This window comes from Glutamicibacter sp. MOO4, assembly GCF_056934395.1.
In genome coordinates, this window is the sequence record NZ_CM167800.1 from 3,321,416 (window position 1) to 3,347,793 (window position 26,378).

A 26,378-nucleotide genomic window follows, 5' to 3' on the forward strand; every position below is an offset into this window, starting at 1 on the left:
CAAAAGATCAGGCCGGTGTCCGCTGAAAATTCAGCAGACACCGGCCTGATCTTGGGTAGAGCGGACTTAGCGTCCGGTGCCGCCGTAAACGGTAGCTTCTACGTCGGTATCCAAATCAAAAGCGGTATGGATGGCACGCACAGCGTCATTAAGCTTGTCAGCGTCGGTGACCACAGAGATGCGGATTTCTGAAGTGGAGATCATATCCACGTTCACGCCTGCGGTGTGCAGGGCTTCGAAGAAGGTGAAGGAGACACCTGGGTTCGAGCGCATGCCGGCACCGATCAGCGACAGCTTGCCGACCTCGTCGTTGTGCTCAATGTCTTCAAAACCGATCTCGCCCTGAGCGGTGGTGAGCGCGCCCAATACGTTCTTGGTTTCAGTCATTGGCAGGGTGAAGGAGATATCGGTCTTGCCCGAGCCGCGAGTCGAAATGTTCTGCACGATCATGTCGATATTGGCCTGAGCTGCGGCGATGACACCGAAAATCTGGGCTGCTTTGCCAGGGATATCTGGCACGCCGATAACGGTGACCTTGGCTTCGGAGTGGTCGTGGGCGACACCTGAGATGATTGGCTGTTCCAAGGGTTCTCCCTCTTGAATTTTGATTTTGTCGTCGGGGTTCGGGAGCACCCAAGTGCCCTCGTGAGTGCTGAATGAAGAACGCACATGCAGCGGCACACCAAAGCGTCGCGCGTACTCCACACAACGTAGGTGCAGAATCTTTGAGCCGCTAGCGGCCATTTCCAGCATTTCTTCGCTGGTGATTTTTTCAATCTTTTTAGCTGAGGCGACCACGCGTGGGTCAGCGGTGTAAATGCCGTCAACGTCGGTGTAGATTTCGCAGACGTCGGCGCCGAGGGCTGCAGCCAATGCCACTGCGGTGGTATCAGAACCACCGCGACCCATGGTGGTGATGTTGTTGGATTCCTTGCTCATGCCTTGGAAGCCAGCAACAATCGCGATGAAGCCGCGGTCAATGGCCTTACGCACACGCTGTGGAGAGACCTCCATGATGCGTGCTTTACCGTGGGATGAGTCAGTAATCAGACCGGCCTGGGATCCGGTGAAGGAAGCAGCTTGCTCACCAAACTGGTTGATGGCCATAGCGAGCAAAGACATCGAGATGCGTTCTCCGGCGGAGAGCAGCATGTCCATTTCTCGTGCAGGTGCATCATCGGTGAGCTGACCCGCCAGATCCAGCAGGTCGTCGGTGGTGTCACCCATCGCGGAGACGACAACTACGACATCGTGACCCTGGGACTTGGTTTCAATAATTCGACGCGCCACACGCTTGATGCCGTCGGCATCCGATACGGACGAACCGCCAAATTTTTGAACAATTAGGCCCATGGGCACTCACTCCACCTGTTTGAAAGCTATGTCTCGGCGTTGGTGCTGCACGGGTAGAAACGTTCAGGTTTCTAGTCCATGGCACAGCGCAAGACATCTACCAAATAAATATTGTGTCAGTTGCAGGCCAAGTTCACCTACTTGTGACGGTAAACATTGGTCATATTGCCTAGAAACTTTCACAGCTGTTGTTGAAAATCGCTGACTACTTCTTGAATTCGGCCAATATTTGTCGCCAAAAGCTCTTCCAATCCGACAACTGATCTGGTGTCTTAGCCTTAGTAACGTTAATGGCAATCGAGGATTTGTCCCCTTTGAGCCCAATGTCTACTTGGGTCTTGGTGCCGTCGGAAAAACTCGCACGCCAGTAACGCCAGCGTTCGGAGCTACTGGTACGGGCGGGGTCGCTGAGAGCTTGGGAATTGAATTTGTCTAAGTGTGCAATGGTAGATTCCCACTTGGCCAGTGCAGCGTCCAAATCGGCATCGGTGGTGGTGCTGACCGAACCTTGGAAGGTTCCATCTTGGGCCTGTCCAGGTAGACGCCGTCCAATTTGCTGCTCGTAGGCTACTGCTACGGACTGCGCCCACCAGCCTGGGTTCTGCACTGTTTCGGACATGTGAGCGTAAGCGAGCTCGGCAATTTCCTTATGTGTCAGTGCGCTTGCGTTCTTCGACTCCAGCGTTGCGCTCCACTGTTCCCACGAGGTGCCGGTGGCATTGGCGATGGCGCCGGTATTGCTGCTCTTGATTCCCATAGCTGAAGTTTAGGCATGGCCAGTTGCTTCGGACCAGAAAAGACTCGGGCACCACGGGATTTATCCCGTGGTGCCCGAGTCTTCGCACCGATCTTGTTGACGAAGCAGGCTTGCAGCTAGATTGTCTGAATCTCCGAGTTCAACCTACCCAGAAGATCAACCAACGTATCCAAGTCCGCATCTTCCCAGTTGGTCATACGTGAGCGAAGTTCTCCTCGCCATTGCTCAAAGCCGCTACGCCAACGACTTTTTGCGTGCTCCGTTGGTAGCAAGTCGAAGGCCCTGCGGTCCTCGGCATTGACTTCACGAACAATCAGATCAAGTTGCTCCAGCTTGGAAACCATCCGAGACAGCGTGGCCTTATCGATCAACAGCTTTTCGCAGATCTCGGATTGGGTGATGCGCTCAGTGCGCAAAATAAGTCCGAGTACCGGCAAATATCCCGGGGTCAGCTGACCATGGAGGCGGACCGCTAGTTCACGTTTAAAACGCGAGGTGAGGGCAATCAAGGAAAACAATTCCTGTTCGGCCTTCGAATAGCGGTCGGTGCGCTCCTGGCTACAGACTGCGTCATCCGTTCTAGTGGTATCCATGGGAATACTCCTAGCTATCGGCTGACTTCTGCGCTGACTGCGAGGTTGCGCTGTGTGCCGCAACAGCTTCCTTTGTCTCAGCCTCGCGCTCAGCGTTATTGCTGGTGCCGGTGGAACTAGCTCCAAGAACGGCGGCCTCGGCTTCAACTTCCTGCAGACGCTCGGAAGCGTTCTGAGTGGTTAGTGACTGATTAGGGATCAGGCATACGGCGACAACAACGAGCAAGGACAGCGGAGCTGCGAAGGTGAACAGTGAAGGCACTGCATCACCATAGATGGATTCGAAGATCACTCGTACCGGCTCTGGCAGGGTGGAGACCGTTGGCAGGTTGCCCGAGGAGAGAACCTCTGCCACGGCCTTGCCCTTTTCGCCGAGCGATCCGATGGCCTGCATCAAATCTGCCTGGCGATCAGCGATCATGTCCGGGATGGTGGCTGCCAAGATGGCACCCAAACCTGCGGTACCTGCGGTGCCGCCCAAGGTGCGGAAGAAGTTCACCGAGGAAGAAGCAACACCCAGTTCCTTGATGTCCACCGAGTTCTGCACTACCAGCACCATGTTCTGCATGACCAGACCCATACCGGCGCCAAGGATGAACATGAAGGAAGCAACTACCGCGTAGTTGGTGTCGTAGTGGATGGTTCCCAGCAGGAACAGTCCAATGACGATGAGTACCGAACCGGTGACTACCAGTGCTTTCCACTTACCGGTGCGCGAGATGATTGCGCCACCGATGGTTGAGATCACCAGCAGGCCGCCCATCAGTGGGAAGGTCATCAGTCCGGCCATGGTGGCTGAGGCACCACGAGCCATGATCATGTACTGGCTGAGGAACACCGAGGTGCCGAACATTGACACGCCAACAGCCAACGAGGCAATGACAGCGAAGGTGAAGGTGCGGTTCTTGAACAGGGACATGTTCAACAGTGGTTCTGAAGACTTGATTTCAACAATGATGAATGAAGCAATCAGAACGATCGCGCCAAGGACCATCAGGAAGCTGGTGGTAGAAGCCCATTCAAATTCGGAGCCGCCCAGCGACATCCAGATCAAGAGCAAGGAAACGCCGCCGGAGAGCAACACGATGCCCCAGTAGTCGATCTTGACCTTGCGCTTGGCAACAGCTGGCAGGTGCAGGGTGCGCTGAATCAGGATGACTGCAGCGATGGCAAATGGCAGGGCGATAAAGAAGTTCCAGCGCCAGTTGATGGTGTCAGTGACAAAGCCACCGATCAATGGTCCACCGACGGTACCGATGGCCATCACTGCGCCGAACAGCCCCATGTACTTGCCACGTTCGCGTGGGGAGAGGAAGTCGGCCATGACAATCTGTGCCAGGGCGCCAACGCCACCACCGGCAAGACCCTGGATGACACGCATGGAAATCAGGAAGGCAGTGTCCTGCGAGAAGCCGGCAGCCGCTGATGCGAGAACGAAGATTGCCAGCGAGATCTGCAGCAACAGCTTACGGTTGCCGAGGTCAGCGAGCTTTCCCCAGATAGGGGTAGAGATGGTAGTTGCCAGCAAGGTGGCGGTTACTACCCAGGTGTAGGAAGTTTGGCTGCCGTGCAAATCGGAAACGATTACCGGCAGTGAACTGGAAACGACGGTATTAGCCAAGATCGAGACGAACATGCCCATGAGAATGCCGGTGAGGGCGGTGAGGATTTCTCGGTGCGTCATCTTTACCTTGACGACCGGTGCGGTTTCGGTCATTAAAGCTCCAAAGAAAAAAGGGTCGGCTATGAGAGCCGATTGGTTGATTTATATCAACCATACGCCGATAGTTGATAATTCTCAACTAAGCGTGTTCCATCGCACACCTATGTATTGACCGTCGGCTGAAACTAATAAACCCCGCCGTTCCCGCGAGCTGCGGGTGGGCGAGGTTCACTAGGCGAAGCCTTGATTAGTTACCGGCTACGGTGGTCATCCATCGGTGGAACTACCGGGTGTGACGGGCGCGAAGCTTCATCGGCGGGAGCCTGATCCGGGTTAACCGCGCGGAACAACCGGGGTTCTGCGCTCGAAGAAGCGGGTGCTTTGTCCTCTTCTGCTTCGTCGTTTCGCGCTGGAGCAGATGTAGGTGCATCGTTGCGTCGTGCTGCCGCAGAGTTTGACCCTGCGGTGCGTCGACCTTCAAAGGCACGAGCCAAGGTGACCTCATCGGCGTACTCCAAGTCGCCACCCACCGGAAGTCCGGAGGCCAGGCGAGTGATTCGAATGCCCAAAGGAGCCAGCGCGCGCACCAGATAAACTGCCGTGGCCTCGCCCTCAAGGTTCGGGTCGGTAGCCAGAATCAATTCGGTGATGGACTCATCGGCCAGGCGGGTGACCAATTCACGGATGTGTAGCTGTTCCGGGCCAATGCCAGCCAACGGATTAATCGAGCCACCAAGCACATGGTATTTGCCACCAAAGGCGCGGGTGCGCTCGATGGCCATGACGTCTTTGGATTCCTCGACGATGCAGATCTTGGTTCCGTCACGACGTTCATCACGACAAATTGCACATCGTTCTTGCTCGGAGATGTTAAAGCAGATCTCGCAGAACTTAACCTTTTCCTTGACCAGCTGGATGGAAGCGGCCAACCGGGTCATATCCTCAGAATCGGCATCAAGAATGTGGAAAGCAATGCGCTGAGCCGACTTTGGGCCGATGCCAGGTAAGCGACCGAGCTCGTCGATCAGTTCCTGTACAGCACCTTCGTACACGTGCGCCTTCTTTCTTGCCTTGCTTAGATCTAGTGGAAAACTTCCGTGTTACACCTTAGTGTCTCACCCCGACAGTTCGCCGTGGTGCGGGCTACAGGCTGCGCTTGATTTCCACAACATTGCCGTTAACGTCTCGCTGCTCAATGACTAGACCACCGAGCAACCGTTCCACGGCGGGAACACCGATGAGCGCTGAATCTTCGACCTGGATGTCGTCGTCGCTCGGGACGAACTCTTCAGGCTCTTGGATCGCGGCGCGATCCGGAGCTGCGCTCGGACCGCCCCAACCGCTGGCGGCTTGAGTCGGTGCTGGTGCAGTGGGCGAATCCTTGGCCTGGTTCATCAGCTGCTGGTAGCGGCTCATGCGTTGTCCTGCGGCACTGGCTGCAGGCTCGCTCGGTGCAGCGGCTTGTTCCTGTGGCGTGCCCCAACTCGGGGCTGCTTCTGGAGCCGGTGCGGCGTGAACCGGCGCAGCTTGAACCGGCGCGGGCTGCTGTTGCTGTTCAACCGGCGCCGAGGCAGGCGCAGGAACAACGGCGGGAGCAGTGGTCGGTACGGTAGCTGGTGCCGATGCTACAGGTGACTGCGGCTGTGGCTCCGACTGCGACTGCGGAGCAGCGACAGGTTCTTGAACCTGCGGTGCTGGATCCGGCTCAGGGGTAGTCAAATTCTGGAACGACGCAGTTGTGCTCTGCGGATGCAGCGGCGTGGAAGAGACTGGGCGCGGAATATTGAGCGCTCCGCCCTCAGCTTCACGCGCGCTCATGCCAGCGGTCATGCGTGGTTTAGGCGCGACCGGGGGACCACCAAAACTGCGCGGAGCACTGGACTGTGGAGCAACAACCTCAGCACGCTGCGGCTGTTCGGTTACCACCTGGACAGGTGCTTCCGCTACCGGTTGAGAAGAATAATATGGATCATCCGGGTACGGAGGCTCATCCATAAAAGGCTCGTCGTAAGGCGGCGGAACGTCGTCATAGCTACTGGTGTAGCCATCGGCAGAGCCCGAACGTGGTGCAACTGGTTGCGGTGCCTGTATTGGGGCCGAAGGCGGAGCGCTCGGATCCGGTACAGGAGCAGCGGCCTGCGCACGTGCTGCGGCACGTGCGGCTACCCCAGCGGAAGTTACAGGCTTGTTGAACTTAGTTGGTGCTGGGATTTGCGCCGGGAGTGGCCGGCGCTCACCTTTTGGGGAACCACCACCGCCCGGGTTAGAGCCGCCCTCGGTAAGGACAATCTCTATTGGTGAACCAGCGACCTGGGACACCACACCGGTGATGGTATTCATCAAATCTGGACGATTGCGCAGATTCACAATCGGGCCTGTGTTGCTGAAGGCCAACGTGAGCGTGCGACCATCAAAGCCAGCCACCGAACCATAGGTGGACACCATCGAATGAAGAACTCGCGAACTGCCCTGCAGTTGTTCCAGAATCATCGGCCAAGCCTGCTGGAACTTCTGCACGCCAGAACTTGTAGCCGGTTGCTGCGCCTGTGGAGCAGGTGCTTGCTGTTGCTGGGCTTGCTGTTGAGCTGCGCGTTCGGCAGCTTCACGCTCAGCTTGCTCACGTTGGGCCTGTTCGCGCGATGCAGTTTCTTGAGCTTCACGTTCAGCTTGTGCACGCTGAGCCTGTTCGCGTTGCGCCTGCTGCTCCTGCTGTTGCTGAGCCTGCTGGGCAGCCTGACGCTGCGCATCAATTTGAGCTTGAGAAGGCTGCTCAGTTTCAGCCGGTGCCGCTGGCTGTGTCGGTGCTTGAACCGGCTGCGCTACTGGCGCTTGCGGTGCCTGCGGTTGCTGTTGTGCGGGGGCTGCTGGTTGCTGAGTGCGGTTTGCCGCGGTGCGACGAGCGAATTCGGCCATGGCAGGGTTCTGTTTGACGTCATCAATAGATACACCGGTGCCGAAGGACAAATCTTCGCCACTAGATGGGTCAGGAACCAGACTGAACGGCGCAACACCCTCTGGACGTGCAGCCGGAACACTAGGACCAGGCTGAACTTCAGTGGTGACCGAACGACTATCGTCCTTTGGTCCCCAGGTTGCTCCCCAGTCCGCAGCTTCACCGGTATTCAGCGAATCTGCGCCCGGATCCAATGGTGCATTTGGATCTTCGTTTTCGACCGCTGGTGCCTGCAGCTCGCCCTGAGGTTCGGCAGGCTGTTCCTGCTGAACCGGATGCTGAGCTGGTGCTGGGGCTGACGGCTGCTCTTGGACCTGCGCCACTGGCTGCTGGACCGGCTGAACTGGTTGCGTTGGCTGCTGGACCGGTTGCGCTGGTTGTTCCTCAGGTGCAGCGGGTGCTTCGCTGGCAGCAGGCATTGGAGCGCCTTCACGGCGGGCCTTGGCTGCCGCTAATGCTTCACGTACTGCGGCAGCACCCTGACGGGCGGCTACCGGATTAACTGGCGCGCCCAAGGAAGCAGCAGCTGTCGCTGCATCTCCTTCTTCAAGGGCCGGCAGTGGGCCGCCAGTCATTGCTTGGCGTTCGAGTCGATCCAAACGGGCTGCAAAAGCAGAATCAGAATTCTCTGAACCCGGCAGCATCAGACGAGCTGCCAGCAATTCCAGATGCAGCCGCGGCGAGGTCGCGCCGGTCATCTGGCTCAGAGCCTGATTGGTGACATCGGCCCAGCGCGAAAGCTCGCCAGCGCCAACCAACCCTGCCTGCAGATGCAATGCCTCAAGCTGATCTTCGGGGACTCCACGCAAGATCTTTTCCAGACCTTCAGGCATTGCCTTGGCAATGATCAAGTCACGGAAGCGCTCAAGAATATCTTCAACAAATCGGCGTGGATCCAAGCCAGTCTGGATAATGCGATCGATAGCGCCAAAGAGCCCAGCACCATCAGATTCGTGAAGCGACAGGGTTACTTCATCCAGCAAGGTGGAGTGCGTGTAACCAAGCAACGCAATCGCAGTTTCGTAATCCAGGGTGCCTTCCCGAGCGCCAGCCATCAGCTGGTCCAGAACGGAGAGGGTATCGCGGACTGAACCGCCACCGGCACGAATTACCAAGGGGAGTACACCCTCGGCTACTGCAACGTTTTCGCGTTCGCACAACACCTGCAGGTACGCCAACAGCGCCTCTGGTGGAACCAGACGGAATGGGTAGTGGTGGGTACGCGAACGGATAGTGCCGATAACTTTTTCAGGCTCGGTCGTCGCGAAGATGAACTTGATGTGAGCCGGTGGCTCTTCAACAATTTTCAGAAGCGCGTTGAAACCTGCAGCGGTGACCATATGAGCCTCATCGATGATGAAGATCTTGTAGCGGTCACGGGTAGGAGCAAAAGTTGCACGTTCACGAAGGTCACGAGCATCATCCACACCACCATGGCTGGCAGCGTCAATTTCGATAACGTCTAGGGAGCCCGGGCCACCATTGGCTAGCTCCACACAGCTAGGGCACGTGCCACACGGAACGGGAGTCGGACCCTGTTCACAGTTCAGGCAACGAGCCAAGATGCGTGCCGAGGTGGTTTTGCCGCAACCGCGAGGGCCGGAGAAGAGGTACGCGTGATTCACACGGTTCTTTTCCAGAGCCGTCATCAGGGGAGCGGTAACGTGCTCTTGTCCGATGACGTCGCCAAACGTATCGGGACGATATCTGCGATATAGCGCTGTACTCACACCGGTTCCCTATCGGTTGCGTGATGCTCGGGGCATCAGCTGTTGGACGATATTTTCAGGTTCTACGATCCACGGTTCACGAGGCAAGTTCACCGGATCGAAAGCTTCTAGGGCTGCCTGCAAACTTGTGCTTGGCAAGCCCAACGACTCTAGCAAAATCGCCACAACATCGGCTGGATGTACCCCGTGTTCGGTGATCTCTTCGAGTGTTACTGCACCATCACGCTTGGCTAAGCGCTGGCCTTTGCTATTCAGTGCCAGCGGCACATGAACATAGTCGGGAATTTCGTAGCCCAACAGTGAGGCAAGATAGCCTTGGCGCGGTGCCGAGGAGAGCAAATCATCACCGCGCACTACCTGGTCGATTCCACAGGCAGCGTCATCAACGACTACAGCCAAGTTGTATGCTGGCGCCCCATCGTTACGGACCAAAACAAAGTCATCCACGGTGCCACTGTAGTTACCTGCGAACTGGTCATGAACAGAAAATTCGTTCACTTCAGCGCGCAGGCGCAGGGCTGCGGGACGGATTTTCGCCTTAGCTTCGCGTTCACTATCGCTCAGGTTTCGGCAGGTGCCCGGATAAGCCCCGGGTGCGGCATGCGGTGCACTGCCAGCTTCGGCAATGTCCTTGCGTGAACAGAAGCATGGATAAACGAGATCTCGTTGTTTGAGCTGCTCAATGGCTGCAAAGTAAATCGGGAAGCGCTCTGACTGACGCAGGAGGGGACCAGCAAAATTCAGTCCCAAAGCTTCAAGTTCAGAAATTTGGGTGGCTTCGGCACCGGAACGAACTCGGTCCAAGTCTTCAACGCGCAGTAGAAATTCGCGTTGTGTTGAGCGGGCAAAAAGCCAAGCGAGAATAGCAGTGCGTAAATTGCCAAGGTGGAGTGGCCCAGAAGGGCTAGGGGCGAAACGGCCAGCGCCCACGTGGACTCCATTCGACTTGCGTGAAAAAGTAAAGACCCCTCATGCACCTGCCAGAGCCTATCTACCCTTGCTACCTTCCGGTCCTGGGGGAGTTCAACAGGATGACACCACACGAGGGGTCACCCAAAATACTACCCGAGACTCGTGCCTGATAAAAATCGGTGAGCGTGCGCTTGCTCTCAGCTTTCAAGTGCAATGAAGAGCGCAGATTAAACGCATCTCAACTAGGTTGTTTTCACCCTGTTTCTTGATCTGGCGGATCAATCCAACCTAATACTCGGCGTACCCGATCGGTCAGTTGCATGGGAGGAAGCATCGGGGTCTGGTCCTTTTCAAAATCGAAATTCTGCACATTGGTGACACTGCCTGGCAGCTCAATGCAGATCACCCCGTGCGGAGAACGCCAATTCACCGAACCATCAGCCAAGTATGTGGCTTGCCAGCCCAAAGCGTGTTTAAACATCTGGTGCCGCTTGCACAGCAGATGGGTGTTGGTCCTAGAGGTATGTCCACCGGCAGCCCATGCCTCAATATGATCTATTTCTGAAGTCTCGGCTGGCCGATTACAGCCAGGGAACCGGCAACAGATGTCCCGGTTGCGCAAGAGGTCCCGCAAGGCCTTTGAAGGACGATACTTTTCTCGCCCAACATCAATCACAGCGCCGGACCACGGATCGGTGAGTACCTTCATGAATGACGGGGCGTCCTGAGCAATGCGCAGCGCGGTCCCAATAGGTATTGGTCCGTAGCCTTCTAAATCTGCCAGTGCACGCTTCGGGTTGGCCAACATCTCCAGTGCGGGGATCGTCACGGCGACTCGTGCCTTCAACGGCGTTCCCGGCGCGGCAGGCCAACCGTCGATCAGGGCATCACAAATAATGTCCAGTCTTCGTTGCTGTTCGGTTCGTTCATCATCCGGGTCATCATGCTGCGAGGCGTGCCAGTTGACGGTGTTGATGATGCTCAAGGCCTTTTCTGCAGGGACGTGCAACTGTAGCGTCGACATTCCATTGGGCTCATGCCAGTAGATGACCTTGCGGTCCTGGACGCCCTTTTTGTGGCGCTCTTCAATGGGTTGAGGATGTAACCGTTCATGAATTTTTCGTGCCCTATGAGCCACTGCCGAATCAGCTGCGGTTCGCGCGATAGGCAAAAGCGTCTGTTGCATGTAGCGCACGTCTGCTGGTTCAAGATCTTGAGACTGCTTAACGATTTCCTGCGCGGTCCTGGTGGTGATCTCACCACAACTGAGTTCTTCAAGAGTCTCCGGGCATAAATGTCGCAGACCTTCAGCGATAAATAATCGATCTCTAATGTTGGCTTCGGATGCACGTATGGCTATGGACGCCTCGGCAACGAAGGAAGAACGCACTATCGCCTCATCGGAGGGATTCACGCTGTAGTACGCGGTGGCTTGCTCTTGAAATGGGTCTGGTGACGAATCAATGAGCGGCTCTTGGGTGCCTTGAGCAGATGCTGACTTCACGGCATGTTCAAACGAGTCAGCTAAGACGGCGGCTTCTGCAGCATCAAGCATGCTGCGTAATCGCGACATAGTCTTCAAGGCATCCAAACCTTGGGCCGCTGAAGAAACCGGCGGTTGTTCATAGAGCTGCCGGGCGGTGGCCGCAATTTGCGTGAAGAGATTATCTTGATCTAGATGCGCTGCCCACCGGCCGAAATCACCCGGAGTTGTCCGCGTTCCGGGAGGGCTAATGTGCAGGCGCCGAGGATCATCGGTGCTGTGAAATACCTCTCTTTTGCTCATAAATAGCAGTATCAATGCTTCTGTGGGTTGCAAAACGGGAAAGTTCCGAGCTGGGCATAACCCATAAAATCACCGGATTTCAGGGGAATGCGCCTTGGTTTCTTCGGGCGGATACGATGGGAGAGTGCCCGATTCGTTATTGGGCGAGAATTTAGATATGCTGGACTCTGCTCCACGGAGCAAACTGAGGAGGATTCGCCTAGCGGCCTATGGCGCACGCCTGGAACGCGTGTTGGGTTAACGCCCTCAGGGGTTCAAATCCCCTATCCTCCGCCAAATTTAATGTCTTGGTTCATCATGAAAATGATGAATCAGGACATTATTTTTTTGCCTATCAAGATCCCGTGAGCAGTTCCCGGTAGGATCCGAGACATCTATCAATCGATGAATGACTCGACGAGGCAGTAATCATGGCAAGCGTTTTGAGTGAGATTTCCATTGACTGCGCTAACCCGGTGCTCTTGGCTCGCTTCTGGAGTGAAGCGCTAGATTATCGAGTCTTTGAAGAAGAAGTCGGGCTGATCAGCATTGGTCCACAATCGCAAGAAGTGTTTCCCGTGATCTTGACCTTCGCTCAAGTCCCGGAAGCAAAAACCATCAAGAATCGATTGCACCTAGATGTGAGCCCGCGCGAGCTTGGTCAGCAACAGGAAGTTGACCGGTTGCTGTCCCTAGGTGCTTCCTACGCCGATGTTGGTCAAGACGTAGACGTGAGCTGGGTAGTTCTCGCTGATCCTGAAGGTAATGAGTTTTGCGTGCTCGCCGGCAAGGATTATGTAGCAATAAAAAAGACCTGTTGATCTCAACTTCGAAAATCAATTTCGAGCTGAGACCAACAGGTCTTGTCTGTCTTTGCCCAGAATCAGGGTAGAGAGGAAGAATTAGGCGCTTTTCTTGGCCTTGGCAATCTCCGGGTAGTGGATGGCCGCGGTCTGTGGGTGAGCACGCAACCAACCCTTAAGGACGTTGGCCCCGTAGGAAGCCAACATTGGGTTCTGCGGATCATCAGAAACACCACGGGCGTCTGCAGCTAGTTCTGCTGGCAACTCGACCTTGTCGATGACTGCATCTAGACGTGGTGAGTAGAAGAAAGGAACCGAGTAACGGTCAACACCCGCTGGTGGTGCAATGACGCGGTGGATGGTTGCCATCAGGTAACCGTCGGTAGCAACCTCAAGCATCTCGCCGAGGTTCACCACCAAGGCTCCTGGAGTTGGTGGAACTTCGATCCACTCTTCTTGACCATATGGCTGGACCTGCAGTCCGCCGACCTGATCCTGAAGTAGCAGGGTGACAAAACCGTAGTCTGCGTGCAGGCCAACACCCTGGTTGCCCGATTCAGGAACTACATCGCCGGAAACGTAGTGAACCAACTTGCCCATCCATGATGGGGTGTTGGCGAACGGTTCGTCGAAGTGATCTTCGGACAGGCCTAGACCTACTGCGATGGCCGACAGTAGTTCATGTCCGGTTTTGTTCATCAGCTCTGCCCAGGCCATGGCGCGGTTTTCGAGCTGCGGGAAATCTTCTGGGAACTGGTTAGGGCCCTGCAGGTTCAAGTAAGGCTTGTCCTGGGGAACAACGGCCAAGGCATCACGCTCTGGTCCATAATCAATCTGCTCACGGGCGTCGGCACGACCACGGGTGATTTCGGTGCCCATGCGGGTGTAGCCGCGGAACTGTGCGCTGTTGCGGTTATCTAGCTTGATCTTCTGCTCTACAGGCTTGTTGAAGAATTCAGCGATGGTGTCCAACAGCTCCTGATCTTGACCATTTTGGGAGCTGTAGCCAACGATTTGGAAGAATCCAACACGATGGGCCGCATCGCGAAGTGCAGCGACGAAATCTTCGTCGAAGCTTCCGTCTGCGTTACGCGAGGTAGAGATGTCGAGGAGTGGGATCTCGGTGACTACGTTTTTCATAACTCCAGCGTGCACCTTATGACGCGACTGTTACCAGCTAAAGTTACGCCCGGTTCCCTCAAGTTTCTTGCGCTGTAACATTGCTTGCAAAGCGCCTGGGAGAGGAAGATAATTCGCCCTCACGCACTTAGTGCAAGTGGCGAAACCCTTGAATCTTCAGGAAAAATCGCGTGGAGTCGGCAAATCCGTCACCAGCTTTCAACAGCATAGGGTCCGCATGCGGATTGCCGCGCATGGGTTACGCGGTAATGTAACGGTCTCCCGAGCGCCGGTTTGGAAGCTGTGACGAACTTGAAACTCGGATGTTTACCAAGAAAACTTGCTTAAGCGCACATCACTAACGCGTAAGTTCTTTCCAGCGATTCAAACACTCAGATCGTATGCTTAATGGGTGATATTTCGAGCAGTAGGCGATGGCCGTCCGTACCCAGAACACGGGTTGGTTTCTTCGCGCGATTGGAGCGAAATCCCACCACAGCAGGTGAAGTTGGATCAGTTGGTCACGACTAAGTCGACTCTGGATCTTGAAACCTTGCTGTCTGAAGATTCCACCTTCTACGGGGATCTGTTTTCACACGTGGTCCGGTATGAGGGCGTCTTGTATCTTGAAGACGGGGTGCACCGTGCATTACGTTCTGCGTTACATCACCGTTCCGTAATACACGCCCGGATATTGGATTTGGACGTCAATTAGATAAGCTATCGCCACGAGGATAACGAAGCTGTTCTCCTCAGCTAGTTACAGCCGAAGGGTTGCCGGAAGCTAGGTGGGAAGATGCGTAAAAGTGAAGACCCGGATCAATGGCACGGGGCACACATCGTTAATGGGCAAGATTTGAGCTTCAGCTCAGATCACAAAGCGAAAAAGTCTGCGCGCAGACGACAGAATATTGTCTTTATGGCGATGGCGGTACTAGTTCTTGCAGTGACCGTTGGAGCGCTACTCATCGCCACTGGAAACTGGAAACCGGGCGCGAAACCCACCGTCGCGAACGAAGTAACGCCAAGTCCCACAAAAATTGAAAACACGAAGTGTCCTGAAGTGAACTTCTCCTATCAGGACCCCGCGAGTTTCCGTATCCGGGTTTTGAACACCACTGAAATTTCCGGCCTGGCCGGAGATACAGCCAAGTCCTTGGAAGACCGTGGCTTCAAGATTTCTTCGCTAACGTCTGGCTGGAATTCCCTGTCAAACACGGTTGGAGCAGTCATCGCCGGACCTGATGGATACGCTCAAGCCTTTACCGTACAACGACAGGTGCCAGGAACGGTCTTCATCTTTGACGAAGACAAATGGGGCAGCAACGTAGACCTGGCGCTCGGTGAAAAATTCGAAAGCCTGCAAAAGGACCGCAAATTGGATACTTCTGCAGGCAAACTCGTCTGCGAATAGTCGGAGGTACTGATCCGACCATCGGTGTCTACTAGGCGTTAACCTTCTCTGCGTAAACCTCGGTTAGTGCGTTAGCAAATACCTCGGCTGGTTGTGCACCGGAGATGCCGTATTTACCGTCAAGAACGAAAAACGGAACTCCCGTGACACCGATCTGCTGGGCTTGGGAGATGTCCGCCTTGACGTCCTCAGCGAAGGCGCCAGCTTCAAGCTGCGTCGCTAACTCCTTGGTATCGAGCCCCAATGATTCGGCAATTTCAAGCAACGTCGGGGTATCGCCGGTGTTCAGGCCCTTTTCGAAATGTGCAGAGAGCAATGCTTCCTTCATCTCGTTGCCTGCGCCATGCTGCTTTGCGTATTCCAGTACACGCAAAGCGGTGAACGAGTTTGCAACCTTTAGGTTGTCAAAGTCGTACTTCAACCCCTCGGAAGCTGCCTGAGCGGTCACATGTTCGAGCATCTGCTGAACCTGGGACTGGTCTATGCCCTTCATTGCTGAAAGATACTGAGCTTCGCTACCTTCATAGTTATCGGGCAGGGAAGGATCTAACTGATAAGCGTGCCAGAACACGTCAACATTCTCCGAGTATTCAAAAGCTTCAACGCCATGCTCAAAACGACGCTTACCAATGAAGCACCAAGGGCAGGCGATGTCGGAGAAGATATCTACCCGCAGGCGCTTAGATTCAAGAGGCTGATTGCCAGTATTTTCAGTCATGCTTGACTCAACAACTTTTATGCCGATTGCATTCCACTATCCCTTTGTACTGAGTACGACCTAGAGCTGGAATAATAGAGAAGGCCTAGCGCCTCAGCAACGAGGCGAACACCGAAAACAAAGAAAGCAGTGCACGTGGCAAAGAATCTTCGCTGGCGAGCTATCCTCTTCGCAGGAACCATCACCGCCATGGCAGGATTTGTCGACGGTGTCGGCTTTGTGCACTTTGGTGGCTACTTCCTATCGTTCATGTCCGGTAACTCCACCCGCTCTTCGGCCGCACTGATGACCGGGGATAACACCGGTTGGATTAACGCCATGTCGCTTGTGGCTAGCTTTGTTATCGGCGTAGTTATTGCAACGTTGATTACCGCTCCACTGGCAGCTCTACGCAGGCCCGTAGCCATGTATTTCAGTGCCGCGTTACTTTTGACTGCCGCAGCAACCGGTTCGGCTTTCCCACATGCCACGGCCTTGTTATTGGCTGGTGCGATGGGCGTGGTGAATGTTTCCTATACCCGTTCCGGGGAAGTGTCACTCGGTCTGACCTATATGACTGGCACCTTGGTGAAATTAGGCCAAGCGCTCGGCGGAGCGATCCTTGGGCTGTTGACCGGTTCCAATCAAGGAACTATTCGGCTGTTATGGCTGCGCTATGCGGTGCTGTGGGTAATGATCACCATCGGCTCCCTTGGCGGAGTGCTGGCCTACCTAAACCTCGGTTTAGCCAGTTTGTGGATCGTGGGACTGAGCATGTTGCTGTGGGCGTCTCTGGCGCTGTTCCAAGAATTGCGCTCCGTTGCAGATCCTCTTTCAATCGCAGAACGCACCGGGGATAGACGCCGAGTCGACTAGATTCCTGCTTAAAAACAGTGGCACCCAGCTTCACGATGAAGCCGGGTGCCATATTGCAAGCGCCGGTTATTAGCCCAGCAGCGAGTCGCTATCTTGTTTGCTTGAATCGGTAGGGCGCAGCAACACCTTGTAGAGCACACCCAGCAAGATCAACCAGACGACGCCGGTGTACAAGGCCACGCGGGTTTCCGCGCTCAGTGCTAGCAGTACTACAACAAAGACCATGAAGATCATCGCTGCCCAGGCTGCGATGGTTCCGCCCGGTACTGCGTACTCGCGAGCTACCGAATTATCGCGCCCAGCCTTCGCTTCTTTGCGGCGCATGGCTAGGTAGGAAGCCAAGATCATGATCCAAACCCACACGGTCGCGAAGGTGGCGATCGAGGCGATAATCGTGAACAGCGCTTCAGGCAACAGGGCGTTGAGCACCACGCCAACCAGCAACACAATAGCCATGACTATCACCGACATCCACGGCACGCCGTTGCGTGAAACCCGGCCGAAGGACTTCGGTGCATGGCCCGCCAGAGACATGGCGTAGAGCATGCGTCCAGCGCCAAAGGTATCGGCATTAATGGCTGAAATGGCCGCGGTGATAACCACGGCGTTGAGTACGTGTGCAGCTGCCGGCAATCCCAGTCCGTCAAAAATTTGCACAAATGGCGAGGCGGAGCCGTCAATCTGGCGCCAATCAAAGAGCATCATCACTACAGCCAGGGAAGCTACGTAGAAGAGCAAGATACGCCATGGCACAGTGTTGATGGCCTCTGGAACAGACTTCGAAGGATCATCAGCTTCGCCGGCGGTAATACCGATGGTTTCGATGCCGCCAAAGGCAAACATCACCACGGCGAAGGACAATAGCAGGCCCATAAAGCCGTTGGGGAACAGCGTGCCGGCACTCATGAGCGTGGCAAAGCCAGTAGCGGTATCGGTGTCTGGGGCGTTAAAGCCGAAGATGATCAGGGCAACACCGCCAACGATCATGGCGATAATCGCCGTAACCTTCACAATGGCCAACCAGAATTCGGTTTCGCCAAAGACCTTAACCTTCATCAGGTTAATGGTGGCGATCAGCAGCACCACCACCAGAACCCAGATCCACTGCGGTACCTGCGGGAACCAGAAGCCCATATAGATGCCAAAAGCGGTCACATCGGCGATGGCCACAATGGCCATTTCAAAGCTGAAGGTCCAGCCAGTGACAAAGCCTGCAAAGTTGCCCAAGTAGCGCGAAGCGTAGTGTGCGAAGGATCCGGAAACCGGATGCTTCACGGCCATCTCACCCATGGCGCGCATAACGATGAAGACGGCTGCGCCGCCAATCATGTACGCAAAAAGTACGGCGGGGCCGGCAGCCTGGATAGCGGAGGAGGAGCCATAAAATAGGCCCGTTCCGATCGCTGAGCCCAGGGCCATGAAGCGGATGTGGCGGGCCGTGAGCCCGCGGGCAAGTGAGGCCTTGATATCGGTCACGATAGTATTGCTCGGATCCTATTGGGGTGCATTCGATCTGGGCCTGAAAGCGTTCAAAAACAGAAATCAGCCGAGAAAATCCTATGTGTTCACAAGGCTTTGGTGTGTAGAACGTGGCACAGATCAATCGTGAGCTTGACCACCAGCGGTTGCCCGGTAGCACCATTGAGGTGGGAGAATGGGCTTATGAAACTTGGATTCGTCCGCCACGGACAGACGCAATGGAACCTTGAAGGCCGACTGCAAGGCTCCAGTGATATTCCGCTGAACGACACCGGACGGACCCAAGCAAGCGAAGCAGTGAGCGTACTCGCCGGCGGTAACTGGGACGTTATCGTTTCCTCCCCGCTATCCCGAGCACGGGAAACCGCGCAAATCATCGCCGACGGTCTGGGCCTGGAACTTGGTCCTAGCTACGACCTGCTGATCGAACGCGACTACGCGCAGGGTGAAGGCATGGTGGAGGCCGAAGCGCTTGAACTGTGGCCAGATAAGCTCGGTGGCGGCATTGAACCACTGGACTCCGTCGTTGACCGGGGCCTGCGCGCAATCAATCAGATCGCGGCAGACTACCCGGGCAAAAATGTTGCCATCATCTGCCACGGCACCATCATTCGCTACACGCTCTCGCACCTAGCCGGCTACAAGCTGGATACCATCCGCAATGGCTCGGTAGCCATTGTGGGCCAGGGCCAGACTGGGGCCTGGGAGCTGGAACTGGTCAACGACGCAGTTCCAGAAAAGTTGGTCCGCTAGTTATCCAGTACTTCGTTGCCTTCGGGTAATACCGCGCGGATGCAGGAGGCCAACTGTGAATCACGTTGTCTGGTTTTCAGGGCGGCAAGCCACGAGCCGAGGCTACGGTAGGCGGAGGCACGCACCGGTGGGGTGGACAAGAAGATGTCGTGTAGTGCTCCGGGAAGGCGCACAATATGTAGTTCTCGTCCTAGGTTCAGGCTGCGCTGCGCCACCGTTTGGACGTTGAGGGCGACATCAGCACGGGTGGCTGTGTCATTCCAACGGGGCAGTAAGTAGTTATGCGCTGAGAGCATCACCAAGGTGGGCATCTGTAGGTCTAACCCCTTTTTCACCTTGGCCTGTGCGGAAAATACTGCAGAGATGAAACCGGTGGTGAGTTTAAACCCGTTGGCCGGACGCCACGCAAGGTCATAGTCCCACTCGCCAGCAAATTGGCTGGAGACGGTACGGGTATAAAACCCGGGATCAATGGTGGGCAAAAAACGGTGCGGGTTTCGTGTGGTGGCAGGTTGAATCATCCGGGCCAGAGCGGTGCGTCCAAACTCGCTGGCCTGAAATTCCAGCCAGGGGCTGTTGAGCGCCAACGCATCTACCTTGTGAGGATTGGCGCTGGCATAGAGGCAAGCACTCAACCCACCGGTGGAATGTGCCAGCAGGACAAAGCGGGTGCCCGGGTGGGCACTGGAAATGATCCGGTGCGCAACATCAAACTCTTCAAAATATTCTTCGAGGTCGGTGGTGAACCCCGGGCTGGTTTTTGCATGCAGACCATGAGCCTGGTCGGCGGCGAGGTTGCGTCCGTAATGGCGCAGGTCCAGTGCATAAAAATCTGCGCCGGCTTCGCTGAGGAATTCAGCCAACTCTTTTTGGAAAAAATAGTCAGACCAGCCATGTACGTAGAGCACCGCAATTCCACGCAATGGTGGGGAGAAACGTAGCCGTTGCTTCTTCTTGGGCTTGTGCCTAACTAGCGTCGCAGTAGAACCATCAACCAGTGGCAGTTGGCGCGCAGAAAAGTTCTCGCCCAGTACATCGGGTTGCCAAAGATCCTCGGCTGGATTCTTGAACTGGAAGGCCATGGCTACAGCCTAACCAGTGCACACAAAAAACGGCATCCGCCCGCTGGACTGGTTACCAACGGATGAATGCCGCTTTTCGTGGCCGATCTTGAGGACGACTGGTGACAATCGGCCGGGTATTAGTAGCTACTTAGCCTGCCATTTCCAGCGTGCGAGCTGGAGCATCAAGGTAGCGCAGGTAAGCGTTCTTGGTCAGGAAGGTTGGGAAGTCATCACGCAAGGCGCAAGCTTCAAAGATTTCCAAAGCTTCCTCAAAACGGTCTCCTTCAAACCGCTCCAAGTGATCCATGGTCTCTTCGGCCAGATCCTGTACCCAACGACGGGTGATGATTTCGCCTTCATCGGTGATGGCTGACTGGTGGATCCACTGCCACAGCTGGGATCGTGAAATCTCAGCGGTAGCTGCATCTTCCATCAGGTTACGTAGGGCCACTGCGCCATTGCCGCGCAACCAGGACTCGATGTAACGGATACCGATTTCGATATTGTCGCGAATACCGCGCTCGGTGATCCTGCCACTCACACTCTGAATGTTCAGCAGTGCCGAATCCGAGACCTCAACATCTTCACGGGTGCGCTGCAACTGATTCGGTTTTTCGCCGAGCACTTCGTCGTACACCTCGCGGGCTACCGACACCAGATCTGGGTGAGCCACCCAGGAACCGTCAAAACCATCGGCAGCTTCGCGAGCCTTGTCCTCACGCACCTTGCCAAAAGCGATCTCGTTGATCGAAGCATCCTTGCGGTTTGGAACAAAGGCGCTCATCCCGCCGATTGCGGTGGCACCGCGTCGGTGGCAAGCACGAACCAACTGCTCGGTGTAAGCCCGCATGAACGGTGCGCTCATGGTTACCGTGTCACGGTCAGGGAAAACAAAGCGTGGTCCGCGGGAACGGAAGTTCTTGATGATCGAGAAGATGTAGTCCCAACGACCTGCGTTCAGCCCCGAAGAGTGTTCACGCAGTTCATAAAGGATCTCTTCCATCTCAAAGGCAGCGGTGATGGTCTCAATGAGAACCGTGGCGCGAATGGTGCCGCGCTTGATGCCCATCAGGTCCTGAGCCATGTTGAAGACGTCGTTCCACAAACGTGCTTCCAGATGGTTTTCCAGCTTTGGCAGGTAGTAGTACGGTCCACGACCTGCAGCTAGCAAGCGGTGTGCGTTGTGGAAGAAGTGCAGTCCGAAGTCCACCAGGGCACCGGACATTGGGGTACCGGCAACCAGCAGGTGCTTTTCTGGAAGGTGCCAGCCACGAGGACGAACCACAATGGTGGGCAGTTCGCGCAGCTCGGTGTGGTTCAGCTTGTACTCGCGGCCATCTGGTGCGGTGAAGTCCAGTTCCTTATCCAGGATGCGGATCAGGTTTACCTGATTTTTGATCACGTTCTGCCAGGTGGGCGAGCAAGCATCTTCCATGTCAGCCAGCCATACGTTGGCGCCGGAGTTCAAAGCATTGATGGCCATCTTGCGCTCGATTGGACCGGTGATTTCTACGCGGCGATCTTCCAGCCCCGGAGCAATCGGAGCAACCTGCCATGAATCATCGTCGCGAATTGAGCGGGTCTCGTCCAAGAACTTTGGATCGCGTCCGTTGGCAATGCGTGCCCGGTTGACCTGGCGACGCTGCATCAGTTCGGCACGGCGGGTTTCAAAAGCACTGTGCAGGGATGACAGGAAGTCCAAGGCATCGCTGGAGAGGATTTGTTCCTGATGGCGAACTGGGATAGCGGTGATGGTGATGTTGTTCAAGGTGATGGGGGAGTTCATGGCAGCGTCCTTAAAAATCAAAAATGGTGGTGGTGCTAGCCGGCGACCTTGCCGGCTAGCACCATCGACCCATTAGGGTCTAATGGAATTGGCCTTCTTCGGTGGATCCCACCAGGGCCAGGGTGGAGGCGTTCGGGTTCAGCGCCGTGGAGATTGCGTCGAAGTAGCCGGTGCCAACTTCGCGCTGGTGCTTGGTGGCGGTGTAGCCGGCAGACTCGGAAGCAAATTCGCGTTCCTGCAGTTCGACGTAGGCGCTCATGCCGTCCTTTGCGTAACCCTGGGCGAGATCGAACATTGAGTGGTTCAATGCGTGGAAACCAGCCAGGGTGATGAACTGGAAGCTGAAGCCCATGGCACCAAGTTCACGCTGGAACTTAGCGATGGTGGCATCGTCAAGGTGCTTCTTCCAGTTGAACGAAGGTGAGCAGTTGTAGGCGAGCATCTGATCCGGGAAGTCCTTCTTGACCGACTCAGCGAACTTGCGGGCCAGCTCCAAGTCCGGGGTTCCGGTCTCCATCCAGATCAAATCCGAATACGGTGCGTAGGCCTTGGCTCTGGCGATGCAAGGCTCGATGCCGTTGGTGACCTTGTAGAAGCCTTCCGGAGTGCGCTCGCCGGTGATGAACTGCTGATCTCGTTCATCAACATCCGAGGTGATCAGGGTTGCTGCTTCTGCGTCGGTACGGGCAATCACCACCGAGGGTGTGCCAGCCACGTCGGCGGCCAGGCGGGCCGCGTTCAGGGTGCGGATATGTTGTTGAGTTGGAATCAGCACCTTGCCGCCGAGGTGGCCGCACTTCTTTTCGCTGGCCAGCTGGTCTTCCCAGTGAACGCCTGAGGCGCCGGCCGCAATCATTGATTTCATCAGTTCGTAGGCGTTCAGTGGACCGCCAAATCCGGCTTCTGCGTCAGCGACGATTGGGACCATCCAGTCTTCAACGCTGTGAATGCCTTCGGAGAATTCAATCTGGTCGGCACGCTGTAGTGCGTTGTTGATGCGACGAACCACTTGTGGGACCGAGTTTGCTGGGTAGAGCGACTGGTCTGGGTAGGTCTGGCCTGAAAGGTTGGCGTCTGCTGCAACCTGCCAGCCTGAAAGATAGATGGCTCGGAGTCCGGCTTTGACCTGCTGTACTGCTTGGTTGCCGGTCAGTGCGCCCAGTGCGTTGGTGTAGCCACCGGTTGGGGTTTCCTCGGTGAGCTGCTTCCACAACTTCTGCGAACCACGCTTAGCCAGGGTGTGCTCTTCTTGAACTCGTCCCTGCAGCTTTACAACGTCAGCGGCAGTGTAATCACGAGTGACATTGTTCCAGCGGGGGTTGTTCTCCCAGTCAGTCTCGATAGCTGCGATGCGGTTGTCGATCGAGGTTTCGTTGGTGTTCTCGGTAGTCATTACCTTGGCTCCTTTGCGCAAGTTCCGGGTTCATGTTGATCGGTAGATGATCTTGTGAACTTCTTCGTGAGAACTACTTTTCCTCAAGCGCAAGGGTTGAAATAGGGGTTTTCTACTTTAAGATCTTCACTTCTTCTCAAATATGAAAGATTTACGCTTCTTTGGTCAAAAGTATCCCAAAGCGCAAAAAATCGGCCAGACCTAGTGGTCTGGCCGAGAAGAAGTATGAAATTTTAGAATGTCTCGCGTGATGACGAGCGTGCAGATAACCGAAACCCTCTGTTGAGGGGTGCACTGTGCCGGCCCTCTACGGGAAAGGACGTGCGCTTTTAGGCAAGGTCGAAAGAAACAACCGCCATGACACCGCGACCGGAAATGCGTGGCTCTTGAACGTCCGAACCTGCCACGGTGTCGCGAAGATTAACGGGCAGCTGATCTTCGCCGAGTAGCAAGGTGGCTGAGCCTTGGAGCAGGATGCCTAGCTGTCCATCAAAGAGGTACTGCTCGCGCTTTTTGGACAGCTCGACGATTCTCACCGTAGGGCGAACCTTCTGCGGATCGGCGGCAACATAAACGGTGAGTAGTTCTTCGGTAGGCTGGCTGGCTCCAACCGGTGCTTCGGTGGTGAACTTCAGTGGACGCAACGGTTCTAGACCGTGCTGCTCTCCATCAACATCCAACTCAACGAAGTCTCCAGCGATCAAGGTAATAACTTGGGCTGGGAGAGTGGCAGTGAAAGAAGCTTCCTTCTCAATGGAGCGAATGGAAACTTGCCAGGACGCTTCAGCTTCACCGCCTCGCTGCAAGGTGCCGTCATCGGCCAGAGTGCCTGCGGCGATAAGTCGGACTTGGCCCAGTTCCCACTGCTTCTTGGTGCTCTTGGAAAGCTCAAGAATGGTTCCGGGTGCGTAGGTAGCCTGTGCTTCGCTCATGAGTCGAGTCTACTTGCCTGCGATCATGCGTAACTGATCAACCAATAGCGTCGTCGGCTTTGATGCATCAAGTACCAACCAGTCGTTGAGTTCGGCCAAACGAAGGTATTCGGTTCGTGCTGCCTGAAGGTATTCCACGGATTCTTCGTCTTCATCTCGCGCATTGATGCGTTGTGAGGCGAGGTAAGGATCAACGTCCAGAAGAATGACGGTGGTTCCCTCGGCGCTTTTCTTCGCAAGCCACGGCAAGAGGATCCCCGGCTTGTGGCCGCGAACGTGGCGTAGCACCAACTGGCAATACAAGTGGCGGTCCATCACCGTGAGGCCCGGAGCTTGTGCGGCGGTGAGGGAGTTTCGGGCAACGTTGAAGAGTCGAAACGTTGTCTCGATTAATTCCTGAGCAAGGTGTGGCACCGGGATGCCGGAGGTTCGCGAAAAGTTATTAAGCCAGCGGCGCCCCGCAACATTAGCGAGTTTGCGTGCCGGGATCTGCTCATTATTTAGTTCTTGCACCAGAGCGGTGATGACGGTGCTCTTACCTGCGCCGTCGATACCCATCACGACAAAAGTCTGTGGTGGATCGTGGGCGGAGTTTTTCGCGGATAGTACTTTTTCGACAATGGCTGTCATGGCTCTCCTCGTAGTTCACTATTGATATTTTCAACGAGTGGCAGGGGTGCAAGATTCCGGTGTAGCGCTGTGCATTTGTTGTGAGTGACGAGGCTTAGAGGCAATCGGAAGAATTGAAAATATTTCCTTGGTTGCGCTCCGCAAGACCGGAGTAATGGATCTTTTCTCTCGGACTTCTGGAAAAGTTGAGCGTTCTTCGCCTAGTCTAGGTATGTGACTGCAACCACATGGAACCGCGCAAAGAAGCCGGAAAATAGCAACGGACCCGGAGAAGCTCCGGAGATGGACGCCATTGCTCTGGGACGAAGGATACGTTTCCTTCGCAAAAGTAAGCAGATGACTTTGGACGATATATCGGCCGTGGTTGATACTGCGCCGAGCCAGCTTTCACTGATTGAAAATGGCAAGCGCGAACCAAAACTTTCTTTGCTCAAGTCGCTGGCCGGGGCCCTCGACGTCGGAGTTGATGACCTGTTGGGCACCGAGCCTCCTTCACGTAGAGCGGCCCTGGAAATCGAGTTGGAGCGCGCTCAACGTGGACCGCTATACGAGTCACTAGGTTTACCCACCGTACGTGTGGGTACGCGCCTTCCCATGGACGTGCTCGAATCATTGGTTGGACTTCAGCATGAACTTGAACGCCGACTGAACGACCAGGCAGCGACTCCGGAAGAAGCCCGCCGAGCCAATACGGCATTGCGTCACGAGATGCGAGGTCGCAATAACTACTACAAAGAAATTGAGCAAGAAGCTTCCAAGGTTCTTTCGGCGGTAGGCCACGATGCTGGTCCGCTGTCTCATCACCGTGCAGCAGACATTGCTGAACATCTTGGCTTCAGTCTGCGCTTTGTAGGCAACTTGCCTCACTCCACACGTTCGGTGACCGATCTGAAGAACATGCGTATCTACCTGACTCAGGCCAATCGCACTGATCATGATCCGCGGTCAGTTCTCTTGCAGGCCTTAGGGCATCATGTCCTGGGACATAAAACACCGACGGATTACTCTGACTTTCTGTCCCAGCGTGTGGCCACAAACTACTTTGCCGCAGCATTGATGATGCCGGAGAAATCGACTGTTGATTACCTGCGTCGTGCAAAGAACAATCGTGAGCTGGCCATCGAGGACCTGCGCGATGCGTTTGCGGTGTCCTACGAATCGGCTGCTCACCGATTCACCAATCTTGCTACCGAACACTTGGGTATGACTTGCCACTTCCAGAAGGTGCACGAGTCAGGAATCCTGCACAAAGCTTATGAAAACGACCGCGTGAATTTCCCTGCGGATCATACGGGCGCCATCGAGGGACAGAGCATCTGCCGTTATTGGACCAGCCGAGTGGTCTTTGAACAGATGGACAAGTTTCGGTCTTTTGAGCAGTACACGGATACGGTCAATGGCACTTACTGGTGCTCGGCACGCACCGAACGGCACTCCTCAGGGCTGTATTCGCTATCAATCGGTGTCCCGTTTGAGCACGTGAAATGGTTCCGCGGTCGTGACACCAAAGAGCGTTGTCAGTCCACCTGCCCGGACGAAAATTGTTGTCGCCGCCCACCGGCAGATCTTTCTGACCGCTGGTTTGGCAACGCGTGGCCAGCCACTCGTGCCAACACGCACTTGCTAGCTGCAATGCCGACTGGTGCCTTCCCTGGTGTGGATGAAACAGAGGTTTATAGCTTCTTGCAACGTCAGCAATACTGATC

Annotated in this window: 22 protein-coding genes, 1 tRNA gene and 1 other RNA gene; 7 read left to right on the forward strand and 17 right to left on the reverse strand. The window is 55.5% G+C overall.

The window, feature by feature from the left end; genetic code table 11:
- Window positions 1-66: 66 nt before the first annotated feature.
- The 9 genes from AC1Z3F_RS15545 to AC1Z3F_RS15585 form a co-directional block, all read right to left on the reverse strand.
- Entirely contained in the window at window positions 67-1,353 is a 1,287-nt protein-coding gene (locus tag AC1Z3F_RS15545) for an aspartate kinase (protein WP_131090535.1), read from the reverse strand.
- 205 nt (window positions 1,354-1,558) lie between these two features.
- Window positions 1,559-2,110, reverse strand: a complete 552-nt coding sequence (locus tag AC1Z3F_RS15550; protein WP_131090534.1) for a hypothetical protein — start codon at window positions 2,108-2,110, stop codon at window positions 1,559-1,561.
- 116 nt (window positions 2,111-2,226) lie between these two features.
- Window positions 2,227-2,703: a MarR family winged helix-turn-helix transcriptional regulator gene (locus tag AC1Z3F_RS15555; RefSeq protein WP_131090533.1), complete on the reverse strand. Its 477-nt coding sequence runs from the start codon at window positions 2,701-2,703 to the stop codon at window positions 2,227-2,229.
- Between the two features lie 10 nt (window positions 2,704-2,713).
- Window positions 2,714-4,420, reverse strand: coding sequence for an MFS transporter (locus AC1Z3F_RS15560; protein WP_262198598.1), 1,707 nt, complete (start codon window positions 4,418-4,420; stop codon window positions 2,714-2,716).
- Window positions 4,421-4,617: 197 nt separating this feature from the next.
- Window positions 4,618-5,418 carry a recombination mediator RecR gene (recR, locus tag AC1Z3F_RS15565; protein WP_131090531.1) on the reverse strand — a complete coding sequence of 267 codons (801 nt, stop codon included), beginning with the start codon at window positions 5,416-5,418 and terminating at the stop codon, window positions 4,618-4,620.
- 91 nt (window positions 5,419-5,509) lie between these two features.
- Complete coding sequence (locus AC1Z3F_RS15570; protein WP_131090530.1) at window positions 5,510-9,049, reverse strand: DNA polymerase III subunit gamma and tau; 3,540 nt, start codon at window positions 9,047-9,049, stop codon at window positions 5,510-5,512.
- 9 nt (window positions 9,050-9,058) lie between these two features.
- Window positions 9,059-9,979 (reverse strand): tRNA glutamyl-Q(34) synthetase GluQRS, encoded by a 921-nt coding sequence (gluQRS, locus tag AC1Z3F_RS15575; RefSeq protein WP_131090529.1) that lies wholly within the window; start codon window positions 9,977-9,979, stop codon window positions 9,059-9,061.
- Window positions 9,980-10,006: 27 nt separating this feature from the next.
- Window positions 10,007-10,103, reverse strand: an RNA gene (ffs, locus tag AC1Z3F_RS15580) — signal recognition particle sRNA small type.
- A 111-nt stretch (window positions 10,104-10,214) separates the two neighbouring features.
- On the reverse strand, window positions 10,215-11,747 hold the full coding sequence (locus tag AC1Z3F_RS15585; RefSeq protein WP_262198594.1) for an HNH endonuclease signature motif containing protein: 1,533 nt from the start codon (window positions 11,745-11,747) through the stop codon (window positions 10,215-10,217).
- A 188-nt stretch (window positions 11,748-11,935) separates the two neighbouring features.
- On the opposite strand from AC1Z3F_RS15585, the gene AC1Z3F_RS15590 reads away from it, so the two are divergent.
- Window positions 11,936-12,023: transfer RNA gene (locus tag AC1Z3F_RS15590), tRNA-Ser, on the forward strand.
- A gap of 134 nt (window positions 12,024-12,157) precedes the next feature.
- Window positions 12,158-12,547, forward strand: a complete 390-nt coding sequence (locus tag AC1Z3F_RS15595) for a VOC family protein (protein ID WP_262198592.1) — start codon at window positions 12,158-12,160, stop codon at window positions 12,545-12,547.
- Window positions 12,548-12,628: 81 nt separating this feature from the next.
- Here the strand turns inward: AC1Z3F_RS15595 and AC1Z3F_RS15600 are convergent, their stop codons facing one another.
- Entirely contained in the window at window positions 12,629-13,669 is a 1,041-nt protein-coding gene (locus AC1Z3F_RS15600; RefSeq protein ID WP_262198590.1) for an isopenicillin N synthase family dioxygenase, read from the reverse strand.
- A gap of 391 nt (window positions 13,670-14,060) precedes the next feature.
- On the opposite strand from AC1Z3F_RS15600, the gene AC1Z3F_RS15605 reads away from it, so the two are divergent.
- On the forward strand, window positions 14,061-14,363 hold the full coding sequence (locus AC1Z3F_RS15605; RefSeq protein ID WP_131090525.1) for a type II toxin-antitoxin system VapB family antitoxin: 303 nt from the start codon (window positions 14,061-14,063) through the stop codon (window positions 14,361-14,363).
- An 81-nt stretch (window positions 14,364-14,444) separates the two neighbouring features.
- Window positions 14,445-15,062, forward strand: coding sequence for a LytR C-terminal domain-containing protein (locus AC1Z3F_RS15610; protein WP_131090524.1), 618 nt, complete (start codon window positions 14,445-14,447; stop codon window positions 15,060-15,062).
- 31 nt (window positions 15,063-15,093) lie between these two features.
- On the opposite strand, the gene AC1Z3F_RS15615 is transcribed toward AC1Z3F_RS15610, so the two are convergent.
- The gene (locus AC1Z3F_RS15615; protein WP_131090523.1) at window positions 15,094-15,780 is read right to left on the reverse strand and encodes a DsbA family oxidoreductase; all 687 of its coding nucleotides are present in this window, start codon (window positions 15,778-15,780) and stop codon (window positions 15,094-15,096) included.
- A gap of 135 nt (window positions 15,781-15,915) precedes the next feature.
- On the opposite strand from AC1Z3F_RS15615, the gene AC1Z3F_RS15620 reads away from it, so the two are divergent.
- Window positions 15,916-16,635 (forward strand): YoaK family protein, encoded by a 720-nt coding sequence (locus tag AC1Z3F_RS15620; RefSeq protein WP_131090522.1) that lies wholly within the window; start codon window positions 15,916-15,918, stop codon window positions 16,633-16,635.
- A 69-nt stretch (window positions 16,636-16,704) separates the two neighbouring features.
- On the opposite strand, the gene AC1Z3F_RS15625 is transcribed toward AC1Z3F_RS15620, so the two are convergent.
- A complete protein-coding gene (locus AC1Z3F_RS15625; protein WP_131090685.1) occupies window positions 16,705-18,054 on the reverse strand; it encodes an amino acid permease in 1,350 nt (449 codons plus the stop codon).
- Window positions 18,055-18,297: 243 nt separating this feature from the next.
- Between AC1Z3F_RS15625 and AC1Z3F_RS15630 the strand changes: the two genes are divergently transcribed.
- Window positions 18,298-18,867 (forward strand): histidine phosphatase family protein, encoded by a 570-nt coding sequence (locus AC1Z3F_RS15630; protein WP_262198584.1) that lies wholly within the window; start codon window positions 18,298-18,300, stop codon window positions 18,865-18,867.
- Here the strand turns inward: AC1Z3F_RS15630 and AC1Z3F_RS15635 are convergent.
- From AC1Z3F_RS15635 to AC1Z3F_RS15655, 5 genes are all read right to left on the reverse strand, one after another.
- Window positions 18,864-19,949, reverse strand: a complete 1,086-nt coding sequence (locus AC1Z3F_RS15635) for an alpha/beta hydrolase (protein WP_483566196.1) — start codon at window positions 19,947-19,949, stop codon at window positions 18,864-18,866. The two genes, AC1Z3F_RS15630 and AC1Z3F_RS15635, sit on opposite strands and share 4 nt — an antisense overlap.
- Window positions 19,950-20,079: 130 nt before the next feature.
- On the reverse strand, window positions 20,080-21,717 hold the full coding sequence (gene aceB / locus AC1Z3F_RS15640) for a malate synthase A (RefSeq protein WP_131090519.1): 1,638 nt from the start codon (window positions 21,715-21,717) through the stop codon (window positions 20,080-20,082).
- Between the two features lie 79 nt (window positions 21,718-21,796).
- The gene (aceA, locus tag AC1Z3F_RS15645) at window positions 21,797-23,110 is read right to left on the reverse strand and encodes an isocitrate lyase (RefSeq protein ID WP_131090518.1); all 1,314 of its coding nucleotides are present in this window, start codon (window positions 23,108-23,110) and stop codon (window positions 21,797-21,799) included.
- A gap of 329 nt (window positions 23,111-23,439) precedes the next feature.
- Window positions 23,440-24,042: a HutD family protein gene (locus tag AC1Z3F_RS15650; RefSeq protein WP_131090517.1), complete on the reverse strand. Its 603-nt coding sequence runs from the start codon at window positions 24,040-24,042 to the stop codon at window positions 23,440-23,442.
- Window positions 24,043-24,051: 9 nt separating this feature from the next.
- Window positions 24,052-24,672 carry an AAA family ATPase gene (locus tag AC1Z3F_RS15655; RefSeq protein ID WP_131090516.1) on the reverse strand — a complete coding sequence of 207 codons (621 nt, stop codon included), beginning with the start codon at window positions 24,670-24,672 and terminating at the stop codon, window positions 24,052-24,054.
- Window positions 24,673-24,954: 282 nt separating this feature from the next.
- Here AC1Z3F_RS15655 and AC1Z3F_RS15660 point away from each other — a divergent pair, with 282 nt between their 5' ends.
- Window positions 24,955-26,376: a helix-turn-helix transcriptional regulator gene (locus AC1Z3F_RS15660; protein ID WP_242632622.1), complete on the forward strand. Its 1,422-nt coding sequence runs from the start codon at window positions 24,955-24,957 to the stop codon at window positions 26,374-26,376.
- Window positions 26,377-26,378 lie beyond the last annotated feature (2 nt).